At 61.2% G+C, this 24,837-nt stretch carries 19 protein-coding genes and 2 pseudogenes; 17 read left to right on the top strand and 4 right to left on the bottom strand.

The features are described from left to right. Positions 1 to 8: 8 nt before the first annotated feature. The 17 genes and pseudogenes from JJD66_RS22390 to JJD66_RS22310 all read left to right on the top strand — a co-directional run bounded on the left by JJD66_RS22390 (position 9) and on the right by JJD66_RS22310 (position 20,556). Complete coding sequence (locus tag JJD66_RS22390) at positions 9 to 860, top strand: ABC transporter permease (RefSeq protein WP_003187838.1); 852 nt, start codon at positions 9 to 11, stop codon at positions 858 to 860. Continuing rightward, the gene (locus JJD66_RS22385) at positions 857 to 1,681 is read left to right on the top strand and encodes a quaternary amine ABC transporter ATP-binding protein (RefSeq protein ID WP_014716537.1); all 825 of its coding nucleotides are present in this window, start codon (positions 857 to 859) and stop codon (positions 1,679 to 1,681) included. Before JJD66_RS22390 ends, JJD66_RS22385 begins: the two co-directional genes overlap by 4 nt. Positions 1,682 to 1,824: 143 nt before the next feature. Continuing rightward, positions 1,825 to 3,333 (top strand): histidine ammonia-lyase, encoded by a 1,509-nt coding sequence (hutH, locus tag JJD66_RS22380; RefSeq protein WP_200649058.1) that lies wholly within the window; start codon positions 1,825 to 1,827, stop codon positions 3,331 to 3,333. A 26-nt stretch (positions 3,334 to 3,359) separates the two neighbouring features. After that, complete coding sequence (gene hutH, locus JJD66_RS22375) at positions 3,360 to 4,898, top strand: histidine ammonia-lyase (RefSeq protein ID WP_198714951.1); 1,539 nt, start codon at positions 3,360 to 3,362, stop codon at positions 4,896 to 4,898. A 100-nt stretch (positions 4,899 to 4,998) separates the two neighbouring features. Beyond that, positions 4,999 to 6,408, top strand: a complete 1,410-nt coding sequence (locus tag JJD66_RS22370) for an amino acid permease (protein ID WP_034125549.1) — start codon at positions 4,999 to 5,001, stop codon at positions 6,406 to 6,408. A 15-nt stretch (positions 6,409 to 6,423) separates the two neighbouring features. After that, complete coding sequence (hutI, locus tag JJD66_RS22365; protein ID WP_200649057.1) at positions 6,424 to 7,629, top strand: imidazolonepropionase; 1,206 nt, start codon at positions 6,424 to 6,426, stop codon at positions 7,627 to 7,629. A 12-nt stretch (positions 7,630 to 7,641) separates the two neighbouring features. Beyond that, complete coding sequence (gene hutG / locus JJD66_RS22360) at positions 7,642 to 8,442, top strand: N-formylglutamate deformylase (protein ID WP_200649056.1); 801 nt, start codon at positions 7,642 to 7,644, stop codon at positions 8,440 to 8,442. 215 nt (positions 8,443 to 8,657) lie between these two features. Then, entirely contained in the window at positions 8,658 to 9,593 is a 936-nt protein-coding gene (locus JJD66_RS22355; RefSeq protein WP_198714955.1) for a choline ABC transporter substrate-binding protein, read from the top strand. Positions 9,594 to 9,728: 135 nt separating this feature from the next. After that, entirely contained in the window at positions 9,729 to 10,658 is a 930-nt protein-coding gene (locus JJD66_RS22350; protein WP_200649055.1) for an alpha/beta hydrolase, read from the top strand. Between the two features lie 103 nt (positions 10,659 to 10,761). Next, complete coding sequence (gene pip, locus JJD66_RS22345; protein WP_034125552.1) at positions 10,762 to 11,733, top strand: prolyl aminopeptidase; 972 nt, start codon at positions 10,762 to 10,764, stop codon at positions 11,731 to 11,733. After that, a complete protein-coding gene (gene dtd / locus JJD66_RS22340; RefSeq protein ID WP_198714958.1) occupies positions 11,730 to 12,167 on the top strand; it encodes a D-aminoacyl-tRNA deacylase in 438 nt (145 codons plus the stop codon). Before pip ends, dtd begins: the two co-directional genes overlap by 4 nt. Before the next feature lie 267 nt (positions 12,168 to 12,434). After that, positions 12,435 to 14,171 (top strand): glucan biosynthesis protein G, encoded by a 1,737-nt coding sequence (locus JJD66_RS22335; protein WP_003187856.1) that lies wholly within the window; start codon positions 12,435 to 12,437, stop codon positions 14,169 to 14,171. Then, positions 14,164 to 16,742: pseudogene (gene mdoH / locus JJD66_RS22330) on the top strand (glucans biosynthesis glucosyltransferase MdoH); the annotation flags it as partial. The gene JJD66_RS22335 and the pseudogene mdoH, both read left to right, overlap by 8 nt. Positions 16,743 to 16,921: 179 nt before the next feature. Then, the gene (locus JJD66_RS22325) at positions 16,922 to 17,722 is read left to right on the top strand and encodes a transporter substrate-binding domain-containing protein (RefSeq protein WP_105225463.1); all 801 of its coding nucleotides are present in this window, start codon (positions 16,922 to 16,924) and stop codon (positions 17,720 to 17,722) included. A 219-nt stretch (positions 17,723 to 17,941) separates the two neighbouring features. Next, positions 17,942 to 18,739, top strand: coding sequence for a transporter substrate-binding domain-containing protein (locus JJD66_RS22320; protein WP_200649053.1), 798 nt, complete (start codon positions 17,942 to 17,944; stop codon positions 18,737 to 18,739). A gap of 130 nt (positions 18,740 to 18,869) precedes the next feature. After that, positions 18,870 to 19,829, top strand: a complete 960-nt coding sequence (locus JJD66_RS22315; protein ID WP_200649052.1) for an amino acid ABC transporter permease — start codon at positions 18,870 to 18,872, stop codon at positions 19,827 to 19,829. Further along, the gene (locus JJD66_RS22310) at positions 19,822 to 20,556 is read left to right on the top strand and encodes an amino acid ABC transporter ATP-binding protein (RefSeq protein WP_105229067.1); all 735 of its coding nucleotides are present in this window, start codon (positions 19,822 to 19,824) and stop codon (positions 20,554 to 20,556) included. The genes JJD66_RS22315 and JJD66_RS22310 overlap by 8 nt, the downstream gene beginning before the upstream one ends. Positions 20,557 to 20,665: 109 nt before the next feature. Here the strand turns inward: JJD66_RS22310 and JJD66_RS22305 are convergent, their stop codons facing one another. From JJD66_RS22305 to JJD66_RS22295, 4 genes and pseudogenes are all read right to left on the bottom strand, one after another. After that, the gene (locus JJD66_RS22305) at positions 20,666 to 22,573 is read right to left on the bottom strand and encodes a methyl-accepting chemotaxis protein (protein ID WP_200649051.1); all 1,908 of its coding nucleotides are present in this window, start codon (positions 22,571 to 22,573) and stop codon (positions 20,666 to 20,668) included. Positions 22,574 to 22,708: 135 nt separating this feature from the next. Further along, on the bottom strand, positions 22,709 to 23,422 hold the full coding sequence (locus JJD66_RS28540) for a methyl-accepting chemotaxis protein (protein WP_370712509.1): 714 nt from the start codon (positions 23,420 to 23,422) through the stop codon (positions 22,709 to 22,711). A 144-nt stretch (positions 23,423 to 23,566) separates the two neighbouring features. Beyond that, positions 23,567 to 24,625 (bottom strand): annotated as a pseudogene (locus tag JJD66_RS28535) (methyl-accepting chemotaxis protein); the annotation flags it as partial. Positions 24,626 to 24,744: 119 nt separating this feature from the next. Next, positions 24,745 to 24,837 (bottom strand): IS3 family transposase (locus JJD66_RS22295; protein WP_181076956.1); only part of this gene is annotated, 93 nt, incomplete at its 5' end.

Genomic DNA, 24,837 nt, shown 5'->3' with positions numbered 1-24,837 from the left:
AGCACGATATGTTTCCTGAGAGTTTTACCTTTTCCATCGCCGACTGGGTCAACGGTTGGGTGGACGCACTGGTCACCAACTATGGCGATGTGTTCCGGCACATCTCCGACACCCTGCTATGGGCCATCGTCAACCTGGAAGGCCTGCTGCGCGCAGCGCCCTGGTGGCTGATGCTGGCCATCGTCGGCGGTATTGCCTGGCACGCCACGCGCAAGGTGGTGACCACGGCGGTGATCGTCGGTTTGCTGTTCCTGGTGGGCGCCGTTGGCCTGTGGGACAAGCTGATGCAAACCCTGGCACTGATGATGGTGGCCACGGTGATTTCGGTGTTGATCGGCATCCCTCTGGGCATCCTGTCGGCGCGCAGTAATCGCCTGCGTTCAGTGTTGATGCCGCTGCTGGACATCATGCAAACCATGCCCAGCTTCGTGTACCTGATCCCGGTGCTGATGCTGTTCGGCCTGGGCAAGGTCCCGGCGATTTTCGCTACGGTGATCTACGCCGCGCCGCCGCTGATTCGCCTGACAGACCTGGGTATTCGCCAGGTCGATGGCGAAGTCATGGAAGCCATCAACGCCTTCGGCGCCAACCGCTGGCAGCAACTGTTCGGCGTGCAATTGCCGCTGGCGCTGCCAAGCATCATGGCCGGGATCAACCAGACCACCATGATGGCGCTGTCGATGGTGGTGATCGCCTCGATGATCGGTGCCCGTGGCTTGGGTGAAGACGTGCTCGTCGGCATCCAGACCCTCAACGTCGGCCGCGGCCTTGAAGCCGGGCTGGCGATCGTGATTCTCGCAGTGGTCATCGACCGCATTACCCAGGCTTATGGCCGCCCACGGCATGAGGCGAGCAAATGACGACTGTCAGCAAAATCGAAGTCAAAAACGTCTTCAAGATTTTCGGCGCACGCGCCAAGGATGCGCTGGCCATGGTCGGCCAGGGCAAGACCAAGGACCAGGTACTGGCCGAGACCGGTTGCGTGGTCGGCGTCAATGACCTGTCCCTGAGCATCGGCACCGGTGAGATCTTTGTGATCATGGGCTTGTCGGGTTCGGGCAAATCCACCCTGGTGCGCCACTTCAACCGCCTGATCGACCCCACCAGCGGCGCGATCCTGGTGGATGGCGAAGACATCCTGCAACTGGACATGGAAGCCCTGCGCCAATTCCGTCGGCACAAGATCAGCATGGTGTTCCAGAGCTTCGGCCTGCTGCCGCACAAGAGCGTGCTCGACAACGTTGCCTACGGCCTGAAAGTGCGTGGCGAGACCAAGCAAGTCTGCGCCGAACGTGCGTTGCACTGGATCGAAACCGTGGGCCTCAAAGGCTACGAAAACAAATACCCGCACCAGCTGTCCGGTGGCATGCGCCAGCGCGTGGGCCTGGCCCGCGCCTTGGCGGCCGACACCGACATCATCCTGATGGACGAAGCCTTCAGCGCCCTCGACCCGTTGATCCGCGCCGAGATGCAAGACCAGTTGCTCGAGCTGCAAAAGACCCTGCACAAGACCATCGTGTTTATCACCCACGATCTCGACGAGGCCGTGCGCATCGGCAACCGCATTGCGATCCTCAAGGACGGCAAGCTGATCCAGGTCGGCACCCCGCGAGAGATTCTGCACTCGCCGGCGGATGAGTATGTGGACCGCTTTGTTCAGCGGCGGGCGGCGGTGGTCTGATCCGGGCTGTGTGGTGAATCGGTTGACGCCATCGCAGGCAAGCCAGCTCCCACACTTGATCGGGTTCACATAGGTCAAATGTGGGAGCCGGGCTTGCCCGCGATGAGGCCGGCAATGCTGTAGAGATTATGAAGAGGTCAACGATGTCCCAGGCAACCAAAATCATCATCGCCGACACCCCCATGCGCTGGCAGGACGTCACCGCCGTCGCCCGCCACGGCGCCATGCTCGAACTATCGGGCCACGCCTGGGCGCGTATCGACAATGCCCAGGCCATCGTGCAGCGCATCGTCACCAGCGGCGAGCGTGCCTATGGTGTTAACACCGGCCTGGGCGCGCTGTGCAACGTCTCGCTCAAGACCGAGCAACTGAGCCAACTGTCGCGCAATACGCTGTTGAGCCACGCCTGCGGCGTCGGCCCGGTGCTCAGCGATGAGCAGACCCGTGCGATCATCTGCGCGGCGATCATCAACTACAGCCACGGCAAATCCGGCCTGCATCCGCAGGTGGTGCACGCGCTGCTGGCGCTGCTCAACCATGGCATCACCCCGCAAGTACCGTCCCAAGGCTCGGTGGGGTATCTGACCCACATGGCCCATATCGGCGTGGCCCTGCTGGGCGTTGGCAATGTGAGTTATCGCGGCCAGATCGTCACGGCGCAATACGCGTTGCAGGCTGAAGGCTTGCAGCCGGTGGTGCTCGGCGCCAAGGACGGCCTGTGCCTGGTCAACGGCACGCCCTGCATGACCGGCCTGAGCTGCCTGGCCCTGGCCGACGCGCATCACTTGCTGCAGTGGGCCGACGTGATCGGTGCAATGAGTTTCGAAGCCCAGCGCGGCCAGATCGACGCCTTCGACGAAGCCATCATCGCCCTCAAGCCGCACCCGGGCATGCAGCACGTAGGTATCAACCTGCGCGCCCTGCTCGACGGCAGTGAGGTGATTGCCAGCAGCAAAGGTATTCGCACCCAGGACGCCTTGAGCATTCGCTCGATCCCGCAGATTCACGGCGCGGCCCGCGACCAGGTAGAACACGCCACGCGCCAGATCGAGACCGAACTCAACAGCGCCACCGACAACCCGCTGGTGCTGGGCACCCCAGACAGCTACCGCGTGGTGTCCCAGGCCAACCCCCACGGGCAGTCCGTCGCGTTGGCGGCCGACATGCTCGCCATCGCCATGGCCGAGATCGGTTCGGTGGCCGAGCGTCGCCTGGACCGCCTGGTCAACCCGCATGTCAGCGGCCTGCCTGCCTTCTTGGTGAGTAACCCGGGCGTCAACTCCGGAATGATGATCGTGCAGTACGTCGCCGCGTCCTTGTGCGGGCAGAACCGCCAGTTGGCGCAACCCGCGGTGCTCGATAATTTCGTCACCTCGGGCCTGCAGGAAGACCACTTGAGCATGGGCACCAACGCCGCGCTCAAGCTGCACCAGGTGCTGGCCAACGTCACCCAGATTCTAGCTATCGAGTACCTGCTGGCGGCCCAGGCTTTCGAGTTTCTCAAGGACCAGCGCTTCGGCGCCGGTACCGACCGCGCCTGGCGTTTGCTGCGCGAAGTGGTCCCTGCGTATGAACAGGACCGCTGGCTGGCGCCGGATATTGCCGCCGCTGCCCAATTGCTTAAAGACACTGCTTTACCGAATTTGCACTGAACACCTAAGAACAATTCACAAGGAGTATGAATGTGACTGCGCTAAACCTGATTCCAGGCCAACTGAGCCTCGCCCAACTGCGTGCCATCTACCAGCAGCCAGTAACCCTCAGCCTGGATGACAGCGCCTCGGCCCAGATCGAAGCCAGCGTTGCCTGCGTGGAGCAGATTCTCGCCGAGAACCGCACCGCCTATGGCATCAACACCGGTTTTGGCCTGTTGGCATCGACCCGCATCGCCAGCGAAGACCTGGAAAACCTCCAGCGTTCCCTGGTGCTGTCCCACGCCGCCGGCGTCGGTGAGCCGATCAGCGATGCGCTGGTGCGACTGGTCATGGTGCTCAAGGTCAACAGCCTGAGCCGTGGCTTCTCCGGGATTCGTCGCCAGGTGATCGACGCGCTGATCGCGCTGATCAACGCCCAGGTGTACCCGCACATTCCGCTCAAGGGGTCAGTGGGTGCTTCCGGTGACCTGGCGCCGCTGGCGCACATGTCCCTGGTACTGCTTGGCGAAGGCAAGGCGCGTTACAAGGGCGAATGGCTGCAAGCCACCGAGGCACTGAAAATCGCCGGCCTCACGCCGCTGACCCTGGCCGCCAAAGAAGGCCTGGCGCTGCTTAACGGCACCCAGGTGTCCACGGCCTATGCCCTGCGTGGCCTGTTCGAAGGCGAAGACCTGTTCGCCGGCGCCCTCGCTTGCGGCGGCCTCACTGTGGAAGCGGTACTGGGTTCGCGTTCGCCGTTCGATGCGCGTATTCATGCAGCGCGTGGCCAGCGTGGCCAGATCGACTCGGCAGCGGCCTATCGCGACCTGCTCGGTGAGAGCAGCCAGGTGTCCCAATCGCACCAGAACTGCGACAAGGTGCAAGACCCGTATTCCCTGCGTTGCCAGCCGCAGGTCATGGGTGCGTGCCTGACTCAATTGCGCCAGGCCGCCGAGGTGCTGGTGGTAGAAGCCAACGCAGTGTCCGATAACCCGCTGGTCTTTGCCGCCGAAGGCGATGTGATTTCCGGTGGCAACTTCCACGCCGAACCCGTGGCCATGGCCGCCGACAACATGGCGCTGGCCATTGCCGAAATCGGCTCCCTGAGCGAGCGCCGGATCTCGTTGATGATGGACAAGCACATGTCGCAACTGCCGCCGTTTCTGGTGGGCAATGGCGGGGTGAACTCCGGCTTCATGATCGCCCAGGTGACCGCCGCCGCGCTCGCCAGCGAGAACAAGGCGCTGGCCCATCCCCATAGCGTCGACAGCTTGCCGACTTCGGCCAACCAGGAAGACCACGTGTCCATGGCCCCGGCTGCGGGCAAGCGTTTGTGGGAAATGGCCGAGAACACCCGGGGCATCCTCGCGGTGGAATGGCTCGCGGCGTGCCAGGGCCTGGACCTGCGCGACGGCCTGAAGACCTCGCCCAAGCTGGAAAAAGCCCGTGGCATCCTGCGCGACAAGGTGGCGTTCTATGACAAGGACCGCTTCTTCGCCCCGGACATCAACGCCGCCAGCGAACTGCTCGCCAGCCGCTGCCTGAATGAGCTGGTGCCGGCCAAGTTGCTGCCAAGCCTCTAAGAGCGACATTGACCCATGTGGGAGCTGGCTTGCCTGCTCCTACAGTTTGAGTGTTTGCAGCTTTGGATTTTCTCGGGATAAGAATAATTAGGGAAGAGAAATGCACCAGCCAGAAAAAGGTTTGAAACGCGGGCTCAACGCCCGACATATTCGATTCATGGCCCTCGGTTCCGCGATCGGCACCGGGCTGTTCTATGGCTCTGCCTCCGCCATCCAAATGGCCGGCCCTGCCGTGCTGCTGGCCTACCTGATCGGCGGTGCCGCTGTGTTCATGGTGATGCGCGCCCTCGGTGAAATGGCCGTGCACAACCCGGTGTCCGGCTCCTTCGGCCACTACGCCAGCACCTACCTGGGGCCCATGGCCGGGTTTATCCTCGGCTGGACCTACGCCTTTGAAATGATCATCGTCTGCCTCGCCGACGTCACCGCGTTCGGCATCTACATGGGCTTCTGGTTTCCCGAAGTGGCCCGTTGGGTCTGGGTGCTGGGCATCGTATTCCTGATCGGCGGCCTGAACCTGTGCAACGTCAAAGTCTTTGGCGAGATGGAGTTCTGGCTGTCGTTGCTCAAGGTCGGTGCCATTGTGGCGATGATCCTCGGCGGCTTTGGCATCATGTTGTTCGGCATTCACTCGGCGGGCGAAACCCAGGCCAGCGGCCTGAGCAACCTGTGGGCCCACGGCGGCTTCATGCCCAACGGCATTGGTGGGCTGATCGCCTCGTTTGCGGTGGTGATGTTTGCCTTTGGTGGCATCGAAATCATCGGCATCACCGCCGGTGAAGCCAAGGACCCGCAGCGGGTGATCCCCAAAGCGATCAACGCGGTGCCGCTGCGTATCCTGCTGTTCTACGTGCTGACGCTGTTCGTGTTGATGGCCATCTACCCGTGGCCGCAGATCGGCAGCCAGGGCAGCCCGTTCGTGCAGATCTTCAGCAACCTGGGCATTGGCTCGGCGGCGACCATCCTCAACATCGTGGTGATCTCGGCGGCGGTGTCGGCGATCAACAGCGACATCTTTGGCGCCGGGCGCATGATGTACGGCCTGGCCCAACAAGGGCAGGCGCCCAAGGGCTTCGCGCAATTGTCCAAGCAAGGCGTGCCATGGATGACCGTGGTGGTCATGGGCGCCGCTTTGCTCGGCGGTGTGGTGCTCAACTACCTGATCCCGGAAAACGTGTTCCTGCTGATCGCCTCGATTGCCACCTTCGCCACCGTGTGGGTATGGCTGATGATCCTGTTTACCCAGGTCGCCATGCGCCGCTCGATGACCAAGGCGCAGATCGCCGAACTGAAATTCCCGGTGCCGTTCTGGCCTTATGCGCCGGCGGCGGCCATTGTGTTCATGCTGTTTGTGTTTGGTGTACTCGGTTACTTCCCGGATACCCAGGCGGCGTTGATGGTAGGCGCCGTGTGGATCGTGCTGCTGATCATCGCCTACTGGCTGTGGGTCAAGCCTGCCGCCGGGCAAACGGCCAAGGTCGATTACGACCCGGTTTTGTCTCATCGATAACTTAGGGAGGCGTTGATGAAAACGCTTTGGCAGCACTGCCACGTCGCAACCATGGCCAACGGCAAATACTCGATCATCGAGGATGCCGCCATGGTGACTGCCGGCTCGCTCATCGAGTGGGTCGGCCCCCGCAGCCAGGCGCCAACCGCGGATTACGCCCAGGTGCATGACCTGCAAGGCGCGTGGGTCACCCCCGGGCTGATCGACTGCCACACCCATACGGTGTTTGGTGGCAACCGCAGCGGCGAGTTCGAGCAGCGCCTCGAAGGTGTCAGCTACGCCGAGATCGCGGCCAAGGGCGGCGGCATTGCCAGCACTGTGCGCGCAACCCGTGCGGCGAGCGAAGATGAGCTGTTCTTGAGCGCTGAAAAGCGTCTGCGCAGTTTGCTGCGTGACGGCGTGACCACGGTGGAAATCAAGTCCGGCTACGGCCTGGACCTGGCCAACGAACGCAAGATGCTGCGCGTGGCTCGGCGCCTGGGTGAAGCGCTGCCGGTCAGCGTGCGCGCTACCTGCCTGGCCGCCCACGCGTTACCGCCGGAGTACAAGGACCGCGCCGACGATTACATCGAGCATATCTGCAGCCAGATGCTGCCGGCCCTGGCCGCCGAGGGGTTGGTGGATGCGGTCGATGCCTTCTGTGAATACCTGGCATTTTCCCCCGAGCAGGTTGAGCGGGTATTCAAGGTCGCCCAGCAACTTGGCTTGCCGGTAAAGCTGCACGCCGAGCAACTCTCGTCGCTGCATGGGTCAAGCCTGGCGGCGCGCTACCACGCGCTGTCGGCCGACCATCTGGAGTTCATGACCGAAGAAGACGCCATCGCCATGGCCGCTGCCGGCACCGTCGCCGTGTTGCTGCCGGGGGCTTTTTACTTCTTGCGTGAAACCCAGTTGCCGCCCATGGACGTCCTGCGCAAACACGGCGTGAAGATCGCCATCGCCAGCGACCTCAACCCCGGTACTTCACCGGCGCTGTCGGTGCGGCTGATGCTGAACATGGCCTGCACCCTGTTCCGCATGACCCCGGAAGAAGCCCTGGCCGGCGCCACGCAACACGCGGCCACCGCGTTGGGCCTGGGCGATACCCATGGTTCCCTGGAAGTGGGCAAGATCGCGGATTTTGTCGCCTGGCAGATCGATCGCCCCGCCGACCTGGCCTACTGGCTGGGTGGCGAACTGGATAAACGCGTCGTGCGCCACGGCGTCGACGTCACTGTTTGAGAGGATGCAGTTGTGGATAAGGTTCTGACATTCAAACAAGGCCGCGTGCCGCTGCTGATCAGCATGCCCCACGCCGGCCTGCGGCTCACCCCTGCGGTCGAGGCCGGGTTGATCCCCGAGGCGCAAAGCCTGCCGGATACCGATTGGCATATCCCGCTGTTGTATGACTTTGCCGAAGAGCTGGGCGCCAGCACCCTGGCGGCGGAGTACTCGCGGTTTGTCATCGACCTCAACCGGCCTTCCGACAACACGCCGCTGTATGCCGGCGCTACTACCGGCCTGTACCCAGAGACGCTGTTCGATGGCGTGCCGTTGTTCCTTGAAGGGCAGGCACCCTCCGAGGAGGAACGCGCCACCTACCTGCAGAAGATCTGGGGCCCTTATCACCGCAAACTGCAAGAAGAACTGGCACGCCTCAAAGCCGAGTTCGGCTATGCGTTGCTGTTCGACGCGCACTCGATCCGCTCAGTGATCGCGCACCTGTTCGACGGCAAATTGCCGGATTTCAACCTCGGCACCTTCAACGGCGCTGCATGCGACCCGCAGCTGGCCAGCCAACTGGAAGCCATCTGCGCCCAGCATCCGCAATACACCCATGTGCTCAACGGGCGCTTCAAGGGCGGTCATATCACCCGTCATTATGGCAACCCCGCGCAGGATATCCACGCGGTGCAGCTGGAGTTATGCCAGAGCACCTATATGGAAGAGTTTGAACCGTTCCATTATCGCGAGGATTTGGCCGCGCCGACGCGGGTGGTGTTGAGGCAGTTGCTGGAAGGGGTGTTGGCCTGGGGGCAACAGCGCTACGGCTGAAATCGCTATCGCAGGCAAGCCAGCTCCCACACTTGAATGGGTTCACAGATCAACATGTGGGAGCTGGCTTGCCTGCGATGACGGCCCAACAGTCGCCCCTGTGCAACTGCCGGTCGCCACAGGTCGAGTTCACCAAGGCATCGCTGGGTAAGGTTGTGGATACGGCGCATCAGACGCCATCCCCACAATAAAAACTGCCGAGTGAGACCACTTCCATGAAACGACTGTTGTTGACCCTCGTGTTCAGTGGCTATGTGAGCAGCCATGCCATGGCCGCCGAACCGGCTTCCTGCAAAACCCTGCGCATGGGCGTGGTCAGTTGGACCGACGTGGTCGCCACCTCTGGCATGGCGGACGTGCTGCTCAGTGGCCTGGGCTACGACAGCAAACAGACCAGCGCGGTGCAGCAGATCATCTTTGCCGGTATCCGTGACAAGCGCCTGGATATCTTCCTCGGTTACTGGAAACCGGCCATGGACAACAACATCGCCCCGTTCCTGGCGGCCGGGCAGGTCAAGGTGCTCGAGACGCCGAGCCTGGCCGATGCCCAGGCCACCCTGGCGGTGCCGCAATACGTGGCTGATGCCGGCTTGAAGACCTTTGCCGACATTGCCCGCTTCAAGGACAGACTCGGCGGCAAGATCTATGGCATCGAGCCGGGCAGTGGCGCCAATACCGATATCCAGAAAATGATCGACACCAACCGCTTCGGCCTGGGCGGCTTCAAGCTGGTCGCGTCCGGTGAAGCGGGGATGCTCGCCGCCGTGCAACGTGCGGTGAATCGCAAGGAGTTCGTGGTGTTCGTCGGCTGGACCCCGCACCCGATGAATCTGAACATGAAAATGGACTACCTCACTGGCAGTGAAGATGTGTTCGGCCCCAACGAAGGTCGCGCCACGGTGTCTACGGTGACAGCGCCGGACTTTGCCGAGCGCTGCCCGAACGCCAACCGGCTGCTCACCAACCTGACCTTCACCGCCGCCCAGGAAAGCCAGTGGATGGTGCCAATCATGGCGCGTCAGTCGCCCCAGGAAGTGGCGAAAAAATGGCTGCGCGAACATCCCGAGGATCTGCAGCGCTGGTTGGTCGGGGTGACAGCCTTTGATGGCAGCGATGGTGTTGCTGCCGTCCAGGCCAGCCTCAAACTCTAGAGACACCATCGGGCCAATGTGGGAGCTGGCTTGCCTGCGATAACGGTGGTTCAGCAACACTTTTATCAACTGTTACACCGCCATCGCAGGCAAGTCAGCTCCCACACTAATCTCCATCGTGAATAAGGTGTGCACATGTACCCTATTTCTTCGCAGATGCGCGCCTTTGTTGCCAAGACCGAAGCTTTTACCAGCGATGGCTCATCGCTGACGGGCCTGCGCCAAACCTACGACCGCATGTGCCAGGCCTTCACCCCGCCCTTGCCCGCCGGGCTGCACGTCGCGGATTGTTCTGTAGGGGGCGTCACCGTGCGCAGCTATCGTCCCGAGGCGCCTGATCCATCAGAAGGCTGGCCCTGCCTCCTTTATATACACGGCGGCGGCTGGGTCGTCGGCGGGCTGGATTCCCACGATTTCATTTGCTTTGAACTGGCCGCTACCCTGCAAGTGCTGGTGATCGCCATCGACTACCGTTTGGCACCTGAGCATCCTTACCCCGCGGCCTACAATGATTGCCGGGCGGTATGGCAGGCGATCCAGGCAGGCGAGGGGCCGCATGCCATCAACCTCGAACGGCGGGTGGTGATGGGCGACAGCGCCGGTGGCAACCTGGCGGCAGCGTTGTGCCTGGGGCTGCGTGATGACCAGCAACCAATGCCCCGCGCCCAGATACTGGTTTACCCAGGCTTGGGTGGCCCCGCCGACTTGCCCTCGCGGGCTGATTGCTGGGATGCACCGTTGCTCAGCCGCGCCGACATTCAGGACTATCTGGCGTTGTATCTTGGCGACACACGCATACCTTCGCCCTACGCCATGCCATTACTGGCCGAGACATTCAGCGGGCTACCCAAGGCCTTGATCTCCGTGGCCCAGTTCGACCCGCTGCGCGATGATGGCCGGCTGTATGCCGAGCGCCTGCAAGCAGCAGGCGTGGAAACCGTGCTGTACCCCGGCAAAGGGCTGGTCCACGGTTGTTTGCGTGCACGCGGCCAGGTGCCGGAGGTGGATCGGCTGTATGACTATCTGCTCGGTTATCTGAGGAGCGAACTGCTGACACAGGTCTAAGTGCTCAAGGACATGCTCATTGCACAATTCGGGTTTATGATGCCAGACGGCAAAATAATAGACGTCCCCCCAGGGATGAACCCGACACCCTACGGAGCACGCAATGCAGACTTGGTACCCGCAGATCAAACCCTACGCCCGGCACGATCTGGCTGTCGATGACACCCACACCCTGTATGTCGATGAAAGTGGCTCCCCCGAAGGCTTGCCTGTCGTGTTCATCCATGGAGGCCCCGGCTCCGGTTGCGACGCCCAGAGCCGCTGCTATTTCGACCCGAACCTCTACCATATTGTCACCTTCGACCAGCGTGGCTGCGGCCGTTCCACGCCAAGGGCCAGCCTTGAGAACAACACCACCTGGGATCTGGTCGCCGACCTTGAGCGCATCCGCGAGCACCTGGGCATCGACAAATGGGTGCTGTTCGGCGGCTCCTGGGGTTCGACCCTGGCCCTGGCCTACGCGCAAACCCACCCCGAGCGCGTGCATGGCCTGATCGTGCGCGGCATCTTCCTCGCCCGCCCGCAGGATATTCGCTGGTTCTACCAGGAGGGCGCGAGCCGCCTGTTCCCGGATTACTGGCAGGACTATGTGGCACCAATCCCGGTGGAAGAGCGCCACGATATGATTGCCGCTTACCACAAGCGCCTGACCGGCAACGACCAGATCGCCCAGATGCATGCGGCCAAAGCCTGGTCGGGCTGGGAAGGCCGTATGTTGGGCCTGTGCCCGAGCCCGCAGCATGTGGAACGGTTTTCCGAGCCGCAGCGCGCCTTGTCCATCGCACGTATCGAATGCCATTACTTCACCAACAACTCCTTCCTGGAACCCAACCAGCTGATTCGCGATATGCACAAGATCGCCCATCTGCCTGGCGTCATCATCCATGGCCGCTACGATATGATCTGCACGCTGGATAACGCCTGGGAGCTGCACCAGGCCTGGCCCAACAGCGAGTTGCAGGTGATCCGCGAAGCAGGGCACGCGGCGTCCGAGCCGGGCATCACCGACGCGCTGGTGCGTGCGACCGGCGAAATGGCCCGGCGCCTGCTCGACCTGCCGCCTGAAGAAGCATGAAGGGCCTGTTGCAACGGGTGCGTGGCGCCCGGGTTGAGGTCGCAGGGGAGGTGGTAGGCTCGATTGACCAGGGTTTGCTGGTGCTGGTGGCCGTCGAGCCTTCAGATACGCCCGAAAGCGCCGACAAACTGCTGCACAAGCTGCTTAACTATCGGGTGTTCAGTGACGAGGAGGGCAAGATGAACCTGTCCCTCAAGGACATCGGCGGCGGTTTGCTGCTGGTGTCGCAGTTCACCCTGGCGGCGGATACCAAAAGCGGGCTACGGCCCAGCTTCTCCACAGCGGCTCCTCCGGCCCTGGGAGCGGCGCTTTTTGAGCACTTGTTGTTACAAGCGCAACAATTGCATGGCAACGTGGCGTCAGGGCGTTTTGGCGCGGATATGCAGGTGCACTTGGTCAATGATGGCCCTGTGACCTTCCTCTTACAGACATGAATGTATGAAAAACGACGTTAATGCCTAAAAACGCAGGATTTCGCTACAAATACTTCACTGTCCCTGATGCGTTGTCTCGCGGGCTACTAGATAATCGCGCGCTACGGGGATCAGCGTTGTTTGGTCCATTTTTGACTTAGGTAGAGCCTTGTCCGACAACCGCATGGGGAATCATTTCGCCCCAGAGGAGTCGGAACATTGCTCGCCAACCTGGCATATAGATAGCTGGCCGTTGGTTTTTTGATCTGTTTTCGGCGAGGGTTGCTCGTGATTGTTAGTCCCTGTAATGCACCAAAATTGTCTGCCAAACGGTTACGAAACGCACTGGTGACGGGCTCTGCCCTGTTTTGCCTGTTCGGCGCGGGTCAACTGTGGGCGTTCAGTCTGGATGATGTGTCGGCCAAGGCAAAAGAGCTGGCTGGGCAGAAATACGAAGCTCCGCGCAGCAATTTGCCGAACGAATTCCGCGAAATGAAATTCGCTGACTACCAGAAGATTCGTTTCCGCAATGAAAAAGCCGAGTGGGCCGATCAGAACACCCCGTTCAAGCTGTCCTTCTATCACCAGGGGATGCATTTCGACACCCCGGTGAAAATCAACGAAGTCACCGCCGACAGCGTGCATGAAATCAAGTACGACCCGACGCGTTTCGATTTCGGCGACGTGAAATTTGATCCTAAAGCCACCGAACAGCTGGGTTACGCCGGTTTCCGTGTACTTTTCCCGATCAACAAGGCCGACAAGCAAGACGAAATCATGACCATGCTCGGCGCCAGCTATTTCCGCGTCGTGGGCAAAGACCAGGTGTATGGCTTGTCTGCCCGTGGTATGGCGATCGACACCGCGTTGCCGTCTGGCGAAGAATTCCCGCGTTTCACCGAGTTCTGGATCGAGCGTCCAAAGCCGGGCGACAAGCACCTGGTGATTTTCGCGCTGCTGGATTCGCCACGCGCCACTGGCGCTTATCGCCTGATCCTGCGTCCTGGCACCGACACCGTAGTGGACGTCAAATCCCAGATGTTCCTGCGTGACAAGGTCAGCAAGCTGGGTGTTGCGCCGTTGACCTCGATGTTCCTGTTCGGCGCCAACCAGCCGTCCAAGGTCCTCAACTACCGTCGCGAGCTCCACGATTCCAGCGGCCTGTCGATTCACGCCGGCAATGGCGAGTGGATCTGGCGTCCGCTGAACAACCCTAAACACCTGTCGGTCAGCAACTTCAGCGTCGAGAACCCACGTGGATTCGGCCTGCTGCAACGTGGCCGCAACTTCAGCCACTACGAAGACCTGGACGACAACTACGACAAGCGCCCAAGCGCTTGGATCGAGCCTGAAGGTGACTGGGGCAAAGGCTCTGTCGACCTGGTCGAGATCCCGACCGCCGATGAAACCAACGACAACATCGTGGCGTTCTGGAGCCCGGCCGAACTGCCAGAAGTCGGCAAGCCGCTGGACGTGGCCTACCGCCTGCACTGGACACTGGACGACGCGGCCTTCCATTCGCCGGACAGTGCCTGGGTCAAGCAGACCCTGCGCTCCACGGGTGACGTGAAGCAATCGAACCTGATCCGTCAGCCGGACGGCAGCGTGGCCTATCTGGTCGACTTCGAGGGCCCGTCCCTGAAGAAACTGCTGCCGGACGCCCCGGTGCGCAGCCAGGTAAGCGTGGGTGATAACGCTGAACTGGTTGAAAACAGCGTGCGCTACAACGAACACACCAAAGGCTGGCGCCTGACCCTGCGTATGAAGATCAAGGACGCAAGCAAGCCGACCGAAATGCGCGCGGCACTGGTGCAGGATATCGTGCAGCCTGAGCCTGAGTCGGTTTCCAACCATGTGCTCAAGGCCGATAAAGTCTTGGCCAAGCAGCATGAGAAACAGGCCAAGAAAGACGCCAAGGACAAGGAAGCCAAACAGCCTGAGGCTGCCCCAGCCACACCGGAGCCGATCAAGACCGAGCAAGTCCTGACCGAAACCTGGAGCTATCAGTTGCCTGCCGATGAGTAATTCTCAAGTCAAGCCAGAGACTCTGTCCGAGTACCTGGCGCATCTACCCATGACGGCTGAGCAGCGCGCCGAGCTGGCGGGCTGCAAGTCCTTCAGCGAGCTGCACGAACGTCTGTCGTCCAAGACCTTCGACGCACCGACCGACGCTGCCCAAGCGTCGGTTGGCCGCCGCTTGACCCTCAACAGCGCCGAAGAGCTGCAAGACGCCGAGATGCTGGCGCTCGATGCCAGCGGTCGTGTGTGCCTCAAGGCCACGCCGCCGATCCGTCGGACCAAAGTGGTGCCCGAGCCTTGGCGCACCAACATCCTGGTGCGCGGTTGGCGCCGGATGACCGGGCGCACCAACCCGCCCAAGCCACCGAAAGACGAGCGGGTGCTGCCGGCTGCGCGCTGGCGTACCGTCGGCTCGATCCGTCGTTACATCCTGTTAGTGCTGATGCTGGGCCAGACCATCGTGGCCGGCTGGTACATGAAAGGCATCATGCCTTACCAGGGCTGGTCGCTGGTCGACTTCGACGAGATCCGCAACCAGACCCTGCTGCAAACCGCTACCCAGGTACTGCCTTACGCGCTGCAAACCAGCATCCTGATCATGTTCGGGATTCTGTTCTGCTGGGTGTCGGCCGGTTTCTGGACTGCGCTCATGGGCTTCCTGGAGCTGCTGACCGGTCACGATAAATACCGTATCTCCGGTAAAAGTGCCGGCGACGAGCCGATTCCCAAGGGTGCGCGAACCGCTCTGGTGATGCCGATCTGTAACGAAGACGTGCCGCGTGTATTCGCCGGCTTGCGTGCAACGTTCGAATCGGTGGCCGCAACCGGTGACCTGGACCGCTTCGATTTCTTCGTGCTCAGCGACAGTAACGACGCCGACATCTGCATCGCCGAACAGCAAGCCTGGCTCGACGTATGCCGCGAAGCGGGTGGTTTCGGCAAGATCTTCTATCGCCGTCGTCGCCGTCGCGTAAAGCGCAAGAGCGGCAACCTCGACGACTTCTGCCGTCGTTGGGGCGGTGACTACAAGTACATGGTCGTTCTTGACGCTGACTCTGTGATGAGCGGCGAGTGCCTGACCAGCCTGGTGCGCCTGATGGAAGCCACGCCGGATGCCGGGATTATCCAGACCGCGCCGCGTGCGTCGGGCATGGACACCCTGTATGCGCGTATGCAGCAGTTCGCCACTCGCGTCTACGGCCCGCTGTTTACCGCCGGCCTGCACTTTTGGCAGTTGGGTGAGTCCCACTACTGGGGCCACAACGCCATTATCCGTATGAAGCCGTTTATCGAGCACTGCGCCCTGGCGCCGTTGCCGGGTAAAGGCGCGTTTGCCGGTGCGATCCTCTCCCACGACTTCGTTGAAGCCGCGCTGATGCGCCGTGCCGGCTGGGGGGTGTGGATTGCCTATGACCTGCCGGGCAGCTACGAAGAACTGCCGCCGAACCTGCTGGACGAACTCAAGCGTGACCGTCGCTGGTGCCACGGTAACCTGATGAACTTCCGCCTGTTCCTGGTCAAAGGCATGCACCCGGTGCACCGTGCGGTGTTCCTCACCGGCGTGATGTCCTACCTGTCGGCGCCGTTGTGGTTCTTCTTCCTGGTGCTGTCCACGGCCTTGCTGGCGGTGAACACCCTGATGGAACCGCAATACTTCATGGCGCCGCGCCAGTTGTACCCACTGTGGCCACAATGGCACCCGGACAAGGCGGTGGCGCTGTTCTCCACCACCATCGTGCTGTTGTTCCTGCCTAAACTGCTCAGCATCATCTTGATCTGGGCCAAGGGCGCCAAAGAGTTCGGTGGCAAGTTCAAGGTAACCCTGTCGATGCTGCTGGAGATGTTGTTCTCCATGCTGCTGGCGCCGGTGCGGATGATTTTCCATACCCGTTTCGTCCTCGCCGCGTTCCTCGGCTGGGCCGCTACCTGGAACTCGCCGCAACGTGACGACGACTCCACGCCATGGAGCGAAGCGGTCAAGCGCCACGGTCCGCAAACCCTGCTGGGCTTCCTGTGGGCGCTGCTGGTGGTGTGGCTGAACCCGAGCTTCCTGTGGTGGCTGGTGCCGATTGTCGGCTCGCTGATGCTGTCGATCCCGGTGTCGGTGATTTCCAGCCGGGTCAAGCTGGGCCTCAAGTCCCGCGACGAGAGCCTGTTCCTGATCCCTGAGGAATACAACCCGCCGCAAGCCCTGCTCTCGACCGAGAAGTACACCCACGAAAACCGTTGGCACGCCCTCAACGACGGCTTTGTGCGTTCGGTGGTAGACCCACAGCAGAACGCCCTTGCCTGCGCCTTGGCGACCTCGCGGCACCGTGAGGCCGAGCCCATCGAGTACCTGCGCATGGAGCGTGTTCGCCACGCGTTGAAAGTCGGCCCGGCCGGCCTCAACAACAGCGAACGCCTGGCCTTGCTCAGCGACCCGGTGGCCCTGGCTCGCCTGCATGAGCAGGTGTGGAGCGAAGGCCACGTCGAGTGGCTAGGCGCTTGGCGTGCCTCGATCAAGGCCGATCCGCACGCGCCGTTGCTGCCCCTGCAACCACAGTCGTCCCAGGCCCAACCGGCCTGATTCAGGCACCCCCGAAGGCTCACTTCGGGGGTGTTTCAAACGTTGGTCCTACAGCGTTTTTCGCTTCTTCCTTTTTATCGCTAACTCCTTGTTATTTCGAAACAAAAGACCTTTGCTCGAGGCGTATTGCCGTGCCCGCGGCTGGGTTAGGATCGCCCCCCAAATTGGACTCGCCACTGGGGCATTCATGATCAAAAGGTATTGTTTGGCATTGCTGATGGGCTTTTTCCTGGGGGGGCACGCAGGCTTGCTTTACGCGGGCGCGCTGGACAACGCTGTGCGCCGTGGGGTGCTTAAGGTCGGCACAACCCCCAATAACGTCCCTTTCGAAATGCTCGATAAGCAGGGGCGCATCGTCGGCTTTGAAATTGACTTGCTCCATACCATGAGCCGCGCACTTGGCGTAGAGCTTGAATTGGTGGCAGTGCCTTACACGGATCTGTTGCCGGGGCTGATGACGAACAAGTTTGATCTGATTGGCAGCGGCATGACGGTCACTCAAGAGCGTAACCTCAAACTCAACTTCAGTGATTCATTTGTCGTGGTGGGCCAGACGGTGCTGCTGCATCCACGGTTGGCCGGGAAGGTCTCCAGTATTGAAGAACTGGACGACGCCAGTTACCGCGTGGTTACCACCCAAGGCACCACCGGTGAAGCCGCAGCGCAGCGCTTTCTTGTATCTGCGCGGCTCAGCAGTGTGCCCAACCCGGAAGAAGGCGTGCGGCAGGTCGTTGAAGGCAAGGCCGATGCTTTTATCCATGATGCGCCCTACAACCTGATCGCGATGAGTCGGCCACAGAACAGTGCATTGTTGGCACTGGAGCAACCCTTCACCTTTGAGCCCTTGGCGTTTGGCCTGAAAAAAGGCGATTACGACAGCCTCAATTGGATCAACCATTTTCTCAACCAGATCGCCCAGGACGGCACCTACGATCGCCTGCATGACAAGTGGTTCAGGGATACTGCCTGGATAGCCGAGATCGACTGATCGTCATAACTGCTTACACATCAATCCCTGATCGAGAGGCCGCGCTGAAGCGTCTGCGCCTGTGCTTGGCCGGGTCGCTGTCAGGGTTTTCCGACACACGCCGATAACATTTACCGGTGAAACCTTTGTGGCGGACAACGAGTGGGTTAGGATCGCACCCCGAAATGGCGCAGCCCTCTTGTGCGCCAACCTTATAAGAATCGTTCAGGGGTCTTGATGATGAAAAAGTATCTTTCGATGCTGATGCTCGGCGTCACTGCGCTGGTCGCTGCCACTACGGCCCAGGCCGGCGCCATTGATGAGGCGGTCAAGCGCGGCACGTTGAAAGTTGGCATGGACCCCACCTACATGCCGTTCGAAATGACCGACAAGCGCGGTGAAATCATCGGTTTCGAAGTCGACATCCTCAAGGCTATGGCCAAGTCCATGGGCGTCAAGCTGGAGCTGGTGTCCACCGGTTACGACGGCATCATCCCGGCCTTCCTGACCGGCAAGTTCGATATGATCGGCAGCGGCATGACCCTGACCCAGGAACGCAACCTGCGCCTGAATTTCAGCGAACCCTTCATCGTGGTCGGCCAGACGTTGCTGATCCGCAAGGAACTGGAAGGCACCATCAAGTCCTACAAAGACCTGAACGACGAGAAATACCGCCTGACCTCCAAACTCGGCACCACCGGTGAGATGGTCGCCAAGAAGCTGATCTCCAAAGCCAAGTACCACGGCTATGACAACGAGCAGGAAGGCGTGCTCGACGTGGTCAACGGCAAGGCTGACGCGTTCGTCTACGACGCACCGTACAACGTGGTGGCCGAGAAGAAAGTCGGTAACGGCAAGCTGGTGTTCCTGGAAGAACCCTTCACCTTTGAACCCCTGGCGTTCGGTTTGAAGAAAGGCGATTACGACAGCATCAACTTCATCAACAACTTCCTGCACCAGATCCGTAACGACGGCACCTACGATCGCATCCATGACAAGTGGTTCAAGAGCTCCGAGTGGCTCAAGGACATGGAATAAGGCCTGACACCGAGTTGCCTGTATCGCAGGCAAGCCAGCTCCCACATTTGACTGTATTCACACATCAACTTGTGGGAGCGGGCTTGCCCGCGATGGCGGCCTATCAGGCGACACCTATGCGGAAAGTGAAATGAAACAGAAAAAAGCCCAATGGCCCTGGCACCTGCTGACGGTGGTCGTGCTGGTCGGTCTGGCGGGTGCCTTGTGCTACGCCACGTCGTTGATGTCTTACGAATGGCGCTGGAACCGCGTCCCCCAATACTTCGCCTATCAAGCCGAGACCTCCCAGCGCGCCGCGGATATTTCCACCGTGGTCGAGTTGGTGCGCAAAGGCGATACGGCCGAAGTCACCCTGCGCAACGACGCCGGAGTGGAGCAAAAGCTCACAGTCGCCGATAACAGCCTGCAAGTGGCGCGCGGTGACGATGTGGCTGAAGGCGATGTGGTCGGCGTGACCCGGCAATGGGCATTGGGACCATTGATGTGGGGCTTGTGGACCACGCTGTGGCTGTCGGTGGTGTCCGGCATCCTGGGTTTGGCGATTGGCTTGGCGACCGGGCTGTGCAGGCTGTCGAAAAATCCCACCTTGCGCGATCTGTCGACAATCTATGTCGAGCTGGTGCGGGGCACGCCGCTGCTGGTGCAGATCTTCATTTTCTATTTCTTTATCGGCACGGTGCTCAACCTGTCCCGGGAGTTTGCCGGGATTGCCGCGCTGTCGTTGTTCACGGGTGCCTACGTGGCCGAAATCGTGCGCGCCGGCGTGCAGTCCATCACCCGTGGCCAGGACGAAGCGGCGCGCTCCCTGGGCTTGAGTGCCAGCCAATCGATGCGCCACGTGGTACTGCCGCAGGCCTTCAAGCGCGTGCTGCCGCCCCTGGCCGGGCAATTTATCAGCCTGGTCAAGGACACGTCCCTGGTGTCGGTGATCGCGATTACCGAGTTGCTCAAGAGCGGCCGCGAAGTGATCACCACCTCGTTCTCGCCGTTTGAAATCCTGTTTTGTGTGGCGGGCTTGTACCTGCTGATCAACCTGCCGCTGTCGAAGATGGCCAGCCGGCTTGAGCGGAGGCTTGCCCAAAGTGATTGAAGTACGCGATCTGGTAAAAGTCTTCGATACCCGTGGGCAGGTGGTGCGCGCGGTGGATCACGTCACCACCCAAGTGGCCAAGGGCGAGGTGCTGGTGGTGATCGGGCCCTCGGGCTCCGGCAAGTCCACCTTCTTGCGTTGCCTGAATGGGTTGGAGGCGTTCGATTCGGGTTCGGTGAGCATCGACGGCCTGCAACTGGCCGACCCTAAGACCGACGTGAATGCCTACCGCCGTGAAGTCGGCATGGTGTTCCAGCACTTCAACCTGTTCCCCCACATGACCGTGCTGGAAAACCTGTGCCTGGCGCAAAAGGTCGTGCGCAAGCGCGGCAAGCAAGAGCGGGAGGCCAAGGCCCTGGCGCTGTTGGAAAAGGTCGGTATTGCGCAGAAGGCCCACGAGTTTCCATCGCGCCTGTCTGGCGGCCAGCAGCAGCGAGTCGCCATTGCCCGAGCCCTGGCCATGGAGCCCAAGGTGATGCTGTTTGACGAGCCCACCTCGGCCCTCGACCCGGAAATGGTCGGTGAGGTGCTCGACGTGATGAAGACCCTGGCCCTGGAAGGCATGACCATGGTGTGCGTCACCCACGAGATGGGCTTTGCCCGGGAAGTGGCAGACCGGGTGTTGTTTTTCGATCACGGCAAACTGCTGGAAGACGCCGCCCCGGCCGAGTTCTTCAATGCGCCAAAAGACCCGCGTGCCCAGGCCTTCCTGCGCCAAGTCCTGTAGAAATATTTGCCTCTGTGGCGAGCGAGCCTGCTCGCGCTGGAGTGCGAAGCGCTCCCAAGATTTTGGGGCCGCTGCGCAGCCCAGCGGGAGCAAGCTCCCTCGCCACAGGTCAAAGCTTGAATTTGTCGACCAGCGTCTGCAAGTCCAGGCTTAACCTCGTCAACTGAACACTCGCGGCCGCCGTTTCCTCGCTGGCGGCGGCGGTTTGTTCCGACACGTCCCGCACCTTCAATACACTGCGGTTGATCTCCTCGGCCACAGCGCTCTGCTGTTCCGCTGCGGCGGCAATCTGCGGGTTCATTTCCTGGATGATCGACACCGTGCGGGCAATGGCGCTCAGGGCGTCGCCGGCGTCGCGGGTCAGGGCGACGCTGTTGTCGGTCAGGTTGCGGCTGCTGTCCATGATGTCCGCCACCTGCTGAGTGCCATTGTGCAGGCCGAGGATCAGCCCTTCGATCTCCTCGGCCGATTCCTGAGTGCGTTGGGCCAGGCTGCGCACTTCGTCGGCAACCACCGCAAAGCCTTGGCCGGCAGTGCCCGCACGTGCCGCTTCAATGGCGGCGTTCAGGGCCAGCAGGTTGGTCTGCTGAGAAACAGACTTGATCACGTCCAGCACACTGGCGATCTTCTGGCTCTCCTGTTGCAGCGCGAGCATCGCACGGCCTGACAGCGCCATTTCACTGGCCAGGTTGCCAATCTGCTCCACGGCCTGGGTGACCACCTGCTCACCGGCGCCGGCCTGATGGTCGGCTTCTTGGGCCGCCACCGAGGCGCGTTCGGCGTGGCGCGCCACTTCCTGGGCAGTGGCGAGCATTTCATTCATTGCCGTCGCCACCTGGTCGGTTTCATCTTTCTGCTCGTTGAGCCCGCTGCGGGTCTGCTCGGTGACGGTGGATAACTGCGTGGCCGCTCCGGCGATCTGCCGGGCGCTGTCACCGATACTGCTGATCAGGCTACGCAGGCTGCGGGTCATTTGCCCAATGCTTTGCTGCAACTGGCCGAGTTCGTCGCGACGGTCGACCGCCATGTCATGGCTGAGGTCGCCCTCGGCAACACGGTGGGCGGCGCCGAGAATTTCTCGCAGTGGCGCCGCAATCTGCCGGGCGATCCACCAGGCGGCCAGCGTGCCCAGTGCCAGGGCGGCCACTGTCACGCTGATCAGCAATGCACGGGTTTGGTCCGCCTCGTTGTTGCGCCTGGCATTCTGGCTCTGGCTCAGCAGATTGCTCTTGTCCCGCAGCTCGTTGAGTTGCTGTTCGAAGCTGTTTTGCACGGTTTCGGTATCGAGCTGGGCTTGCTTGAGCTTTAGCAGTTGTTCACGGTAGTTGGCCAAATCGGTCTTGAGCAGCGTCGAGTCCACCGGGAGCGCGGTGACGGAAGCCAGCGCGGCCTGCAGTTCATCAAGCGACTGGTCGAACGCATCGGCGTAGGCCTTTAAGGTAACGGCCGCCCAGGCGGGGCTCTGCGCTCGATCTTCGGCTTGCTCCATGGCCTGGCGCAGGTTCTCGATGGCGTCGAGGGCCTTCTCGTCATTTTGATCGGGCAAGTCACTGGCCAGTTGAGCGAGGGTGTCACTGGCCTGCAGGGCGGACTTCTTGAGCGCCGGACGGATCTGCTCACGCGCGGCCAGCAACGGTGGCAACTGTACGAGCGCGGCTTTCGAGCCCGACACCAACAGAGCCGCTTCTTCCAGCCATTGTCGGTCGGTGGCGGCTCGCAAGCGGCTCGAAAGGCTGGTCAGATACTGGTCGATCTGTTCAATCCTTTGGTTCATCTTGTCCAGGCTGTTGCTGTCCATCAGCGTGCGGTACACGATGCGGTCGGCGCGCATGGCCTCGGCTTCGACAGCCAGATGGCCCAGGACCGTCAGACTGTCGGATCGGTAAAGCACGGCGCTCAAGGCTTGCCAGCCCGTGGCTGCGATCAGGAAACTGAGGATCAGCACTTGGCCAAAACCCAGGGCTAGCTTGAGGCGGACGCTGGCATTGACCAGCACGCGGGTCAGCCGAAGAAACATGGTGAACCTCCGAATCAGAGAAAGCGTTTCGCGACACATGAAACGCTAATTCGATTCGGGACCGTGGAGGGCTGATAACTGTGTAGGAGATTTCACAAGTTGCGGCGGCTTTGGTAAGCCGCCGTGTAGGGTAATTCAGACTCGGAAGCGCCCGACGAGGGTCTGCAGGTAGATCCCCAGGCGCGCCAGTTCGGCACTGGAGGACGCAGTTTCTTCGCTGGCCGACGAGGTTTGCTCGGAGATGTCGCGCACATTCAGCACGCTGCGGTTGATCTCTTCAGCCACGGCGCTTTGCTGCTCGGCGGCGGTGGCGATCTGTGAGTTCATGGCCTGGATGGTCGAGACGGTACGGGTGATATTGCCCAGCGCGTGGCCGGCCCGGCGCGTCAGCTCAACACTGCTCTCGGTCAGCCCGCGGCTGTTGTCCATGATGGTTGCCACCTGCTGGGTACCACTTTGCAGGCCGACGATCAGCTCTTCGATCTCTTCAGTGGACTTCTGCGTGCGCTGGGCCAGGCTGCGCACCTCGTCGGCCACCACGGCAAAGCCGCGCCCGGCCTCACCGGCACGCGCCGCCTCGATGGCGGCGTTAAGGGCCAGCAGGTTGGTTTGCTGGGCCACGGATTTGATCACGTCGAGCACACTGCCGATCTTGTCACTTTCGCGCTTGAGTTCACCCATGGCCACCGTGGAATTACCCACTTCGGTGGCCAGGCGCTCGATCTGGGCGATGGCTTCACCCACCACCTGGTCGCCTTCACGGGCTTGCTGGTCGGCAGCCACGGCGGCTTCCGAGGCCTCTTCGGCGTTGCGCGCCACTTCCTGCACGGTGGCCGCCATTTCGTTCATCGCGGTGGCCACCTGGTCGGTCTCGACCTTCTGGCTGTTGACCCCGGCGCTGGTTTGTTCGGTCACGGCCGACAACTGCTCAGCGGCGCTTGCGATCTGGGTGACCCCGTCGCTGATCCCGCCGATCAACTCGCGCAGGCCCACGGTCATGCTTTGCATGGCACGCTGCAATTGACCCAGTTCGTCCTGGCGGCCCGATTCCAGGTTGTGGCTCAGATCGCCGGAGGCCACACGCTCGGCGACTTCGAGGGTCTGGTTCAGGGGGATGACGATCTGGCGGGTGATGGCCCAGGCCGCGAACAGGCCGAACGCCACCGCCAGTACAGTGGCAAGTAGCAATAAGTACTTGGCCTGGGCCACATCATGGTCGCGCACTGCGGTTTGCGAGGTGGTGAGCTTCTCGCTATGGCCCAACAGGATATCGCCCTGGGCACTTATGATTTTGAGGGCTGCGGCACTGGCCACCTGAGAGTCTCGGTATTGACTGACGGCGGCGCGATAGGCTTGCAGTGAAACACCGGCCTCTTGCAGGTTGGCCTGGTATTGCACCGGCAGTTGGCCTTGCAATTCGGTGATTTTCTTCAGGCCATTGTCGATAGCGTCGAGGGCGGGTTGCTCGGCTTCGACCTTGCCGCTGTAGGTGTAACCGCGTACCTGGAAGCGTGCTTGCTGAATCAGCTTGCTCAGGTCAACCACGCTGTTGAACTGGGTGACGCTGTCGCCTTGCAGCAGGCTTTTTTCAATCTCGTTGGTTTTGGCCACGGCATTGTCGGCGGTGTCTCCGAGCTTGCTGCGAGCACCCTCACGTTTGAGGCCCGCCTGGACCATGGCAGCAAAGGCTTTTTTGTATTGGCTCAAAGCTTCCTGTTGCTGTTCGACGAGAGCTTTGTCATTGGGTTGTTCGATTAACTGCGCGGCAGTTTTAAGGCCGTCGTCCAGCTGAGTGATCAGGCTTGTAACTGCGTCGGTGCCTTGCTCGCCACGGCGCATATCGAAGTCCAGGCGTGCCAGGCGCAGGTCTTTGGTCAGGCCATTGAGGCTGGAAATAAAGCCCAGCTTGTCGCCGCGACTGATCACATCCCCCAGGCCGGTCCAGCCGGTAAAGGTGATCAACAGCGTCAGGAGCAACACCAGGCCAAAGCCCACGCTCAGCTTGCGGTTCACGCTTATATTCCCCAACTTCTCGGCTAACCAACGATACATGCTGCGAACTCCCCTGGAACAAGGCTTGGACTTATTCAAAGGCTATCGGCAACGCACGGAGATACTTGATCGTTCCCACGCAGAGTGAACTGACCCCACAAAGTTGGACGATTTTCTATCTATGCCTGAGCGGCCTGAATTCTGTATTCAACAGGACTCAGGCCGTTTAGCTTCAGTCTGATACGCGAGTGATTGTAATACTGGATGTACTC

Origin of the sequence: Pseudomonas sp. MF6751 (assembly GCF_016613265.1) — a bacterium.
In the GTDB taxonomy this organism is placed as follows: Bacteria; Pseudomonadota; Gammaproteobacteria; order Pseudomonadales; family Pseudomonadaceae; genus Aquipseudomonas; species Aquipseudomonas fluorescens_BV.
This window is presented reverse-complemented; position numbering and strand designations above follow the sequence as displayed.

Coding starts and splice junctions, on each gene's coding strand:
- JJD66_RS22390 (WP_003187838.1), top strand. CDS start 9: ATGTTTCCTGAGAGTTTTACCTTTTCCATCGCCGACTGGGTCAACGGT.
- JJD66_RS22385 (WP_014716537.1), top strand. CDS start 857: ATGACGACTGTCAGCAAAATCGAAGTCAAAAACGTCTTCAAGATTTTC.
- hutH (WP_200649058.1), top strand. CDS start 1,825: ATGTCCCAGGCAACCAAAATCATCATCGCCGACACCCCCATGCGCTGG.
- hutH (WP_198714951.1), top strand. CDS start 3,360: ATGAATGTGACTGCGCTAAACCTGATTCCAGGCCAACTGAGCCTCGCC.
- JJD66_RS22370 (WP_034125549.1), top strand. CDS start 4,999: ATGCACCAGCCAGAAAAAGGTTTGAAACGCGGGCTCAACGCCCGACAT.
- hutI (WP_200649057.1), top strand. CDS start 6,424: ATGAAAACGCTTTGGCAGCACTGCCACGTCGCAACCATGGCCAACGGC.
- JJD66_RS22355 (WP_198714955.1), top strand. CDS start 8,658: ATGAAACGACTGTTGTTGACCCTCGTGTTCAGTGGCTATGTGAGCAGC.
- JJD66_RS22350 (WP_200649055.1), top strand. CDS start 9,729: ATGTACCCTATTTCTTCGCAGATGCGCGCCTTTGTTGCCAAGACCGAA.
- pip (WP_034125552.1), top strand. CDS start 10,762: ATGCAGACTTGGTACCCGCAGATCAAACCCTACGCCCGGCACGATCTG.
- dtd (WP_198714958.1), top strand. CDS start 11,730: ATGAAGGGCCTGTTGCAACGGGTGCGTGGCGCCCGGGTTGAGGTCGCA.
- JJD66_RS22325 (WP_105225463.1), top strand. CDS start 16,922: ATGATCAAAAGGTATTGTTTGGCATTGCTGATGGGCTTTTTCCTGGGG.
- JJD66_RS22320 (WP_200649053.1), top strand. CDS start 17,942: ATGAAAAAGTATCTTTCGATGCTGATGCTCGGCGTCACTGCGCTGGTC.
- JJD66_RS22315 (WP_200649052.1), top strand. CDS start 18,870: ATGAAACAGAAAAAAGCCCAATGGCCCTGGCACCTGCTGACGGTGGTC.
- JJD66_RS22305 (WP_200649051.1), bottom strand. CDS start 22,573: ATGTTTCTTCGGCTGACCCGCGTGCTGGTCAATGCCAGCGTCCGCCTC.
- JJD66_RS28540 (WP_370712509.1), bottom strand. CDS start 23,422: ATGAACGAAATGGCGGCCACCGTGCAGGAAGTGGCGCGCAACGCCGAA.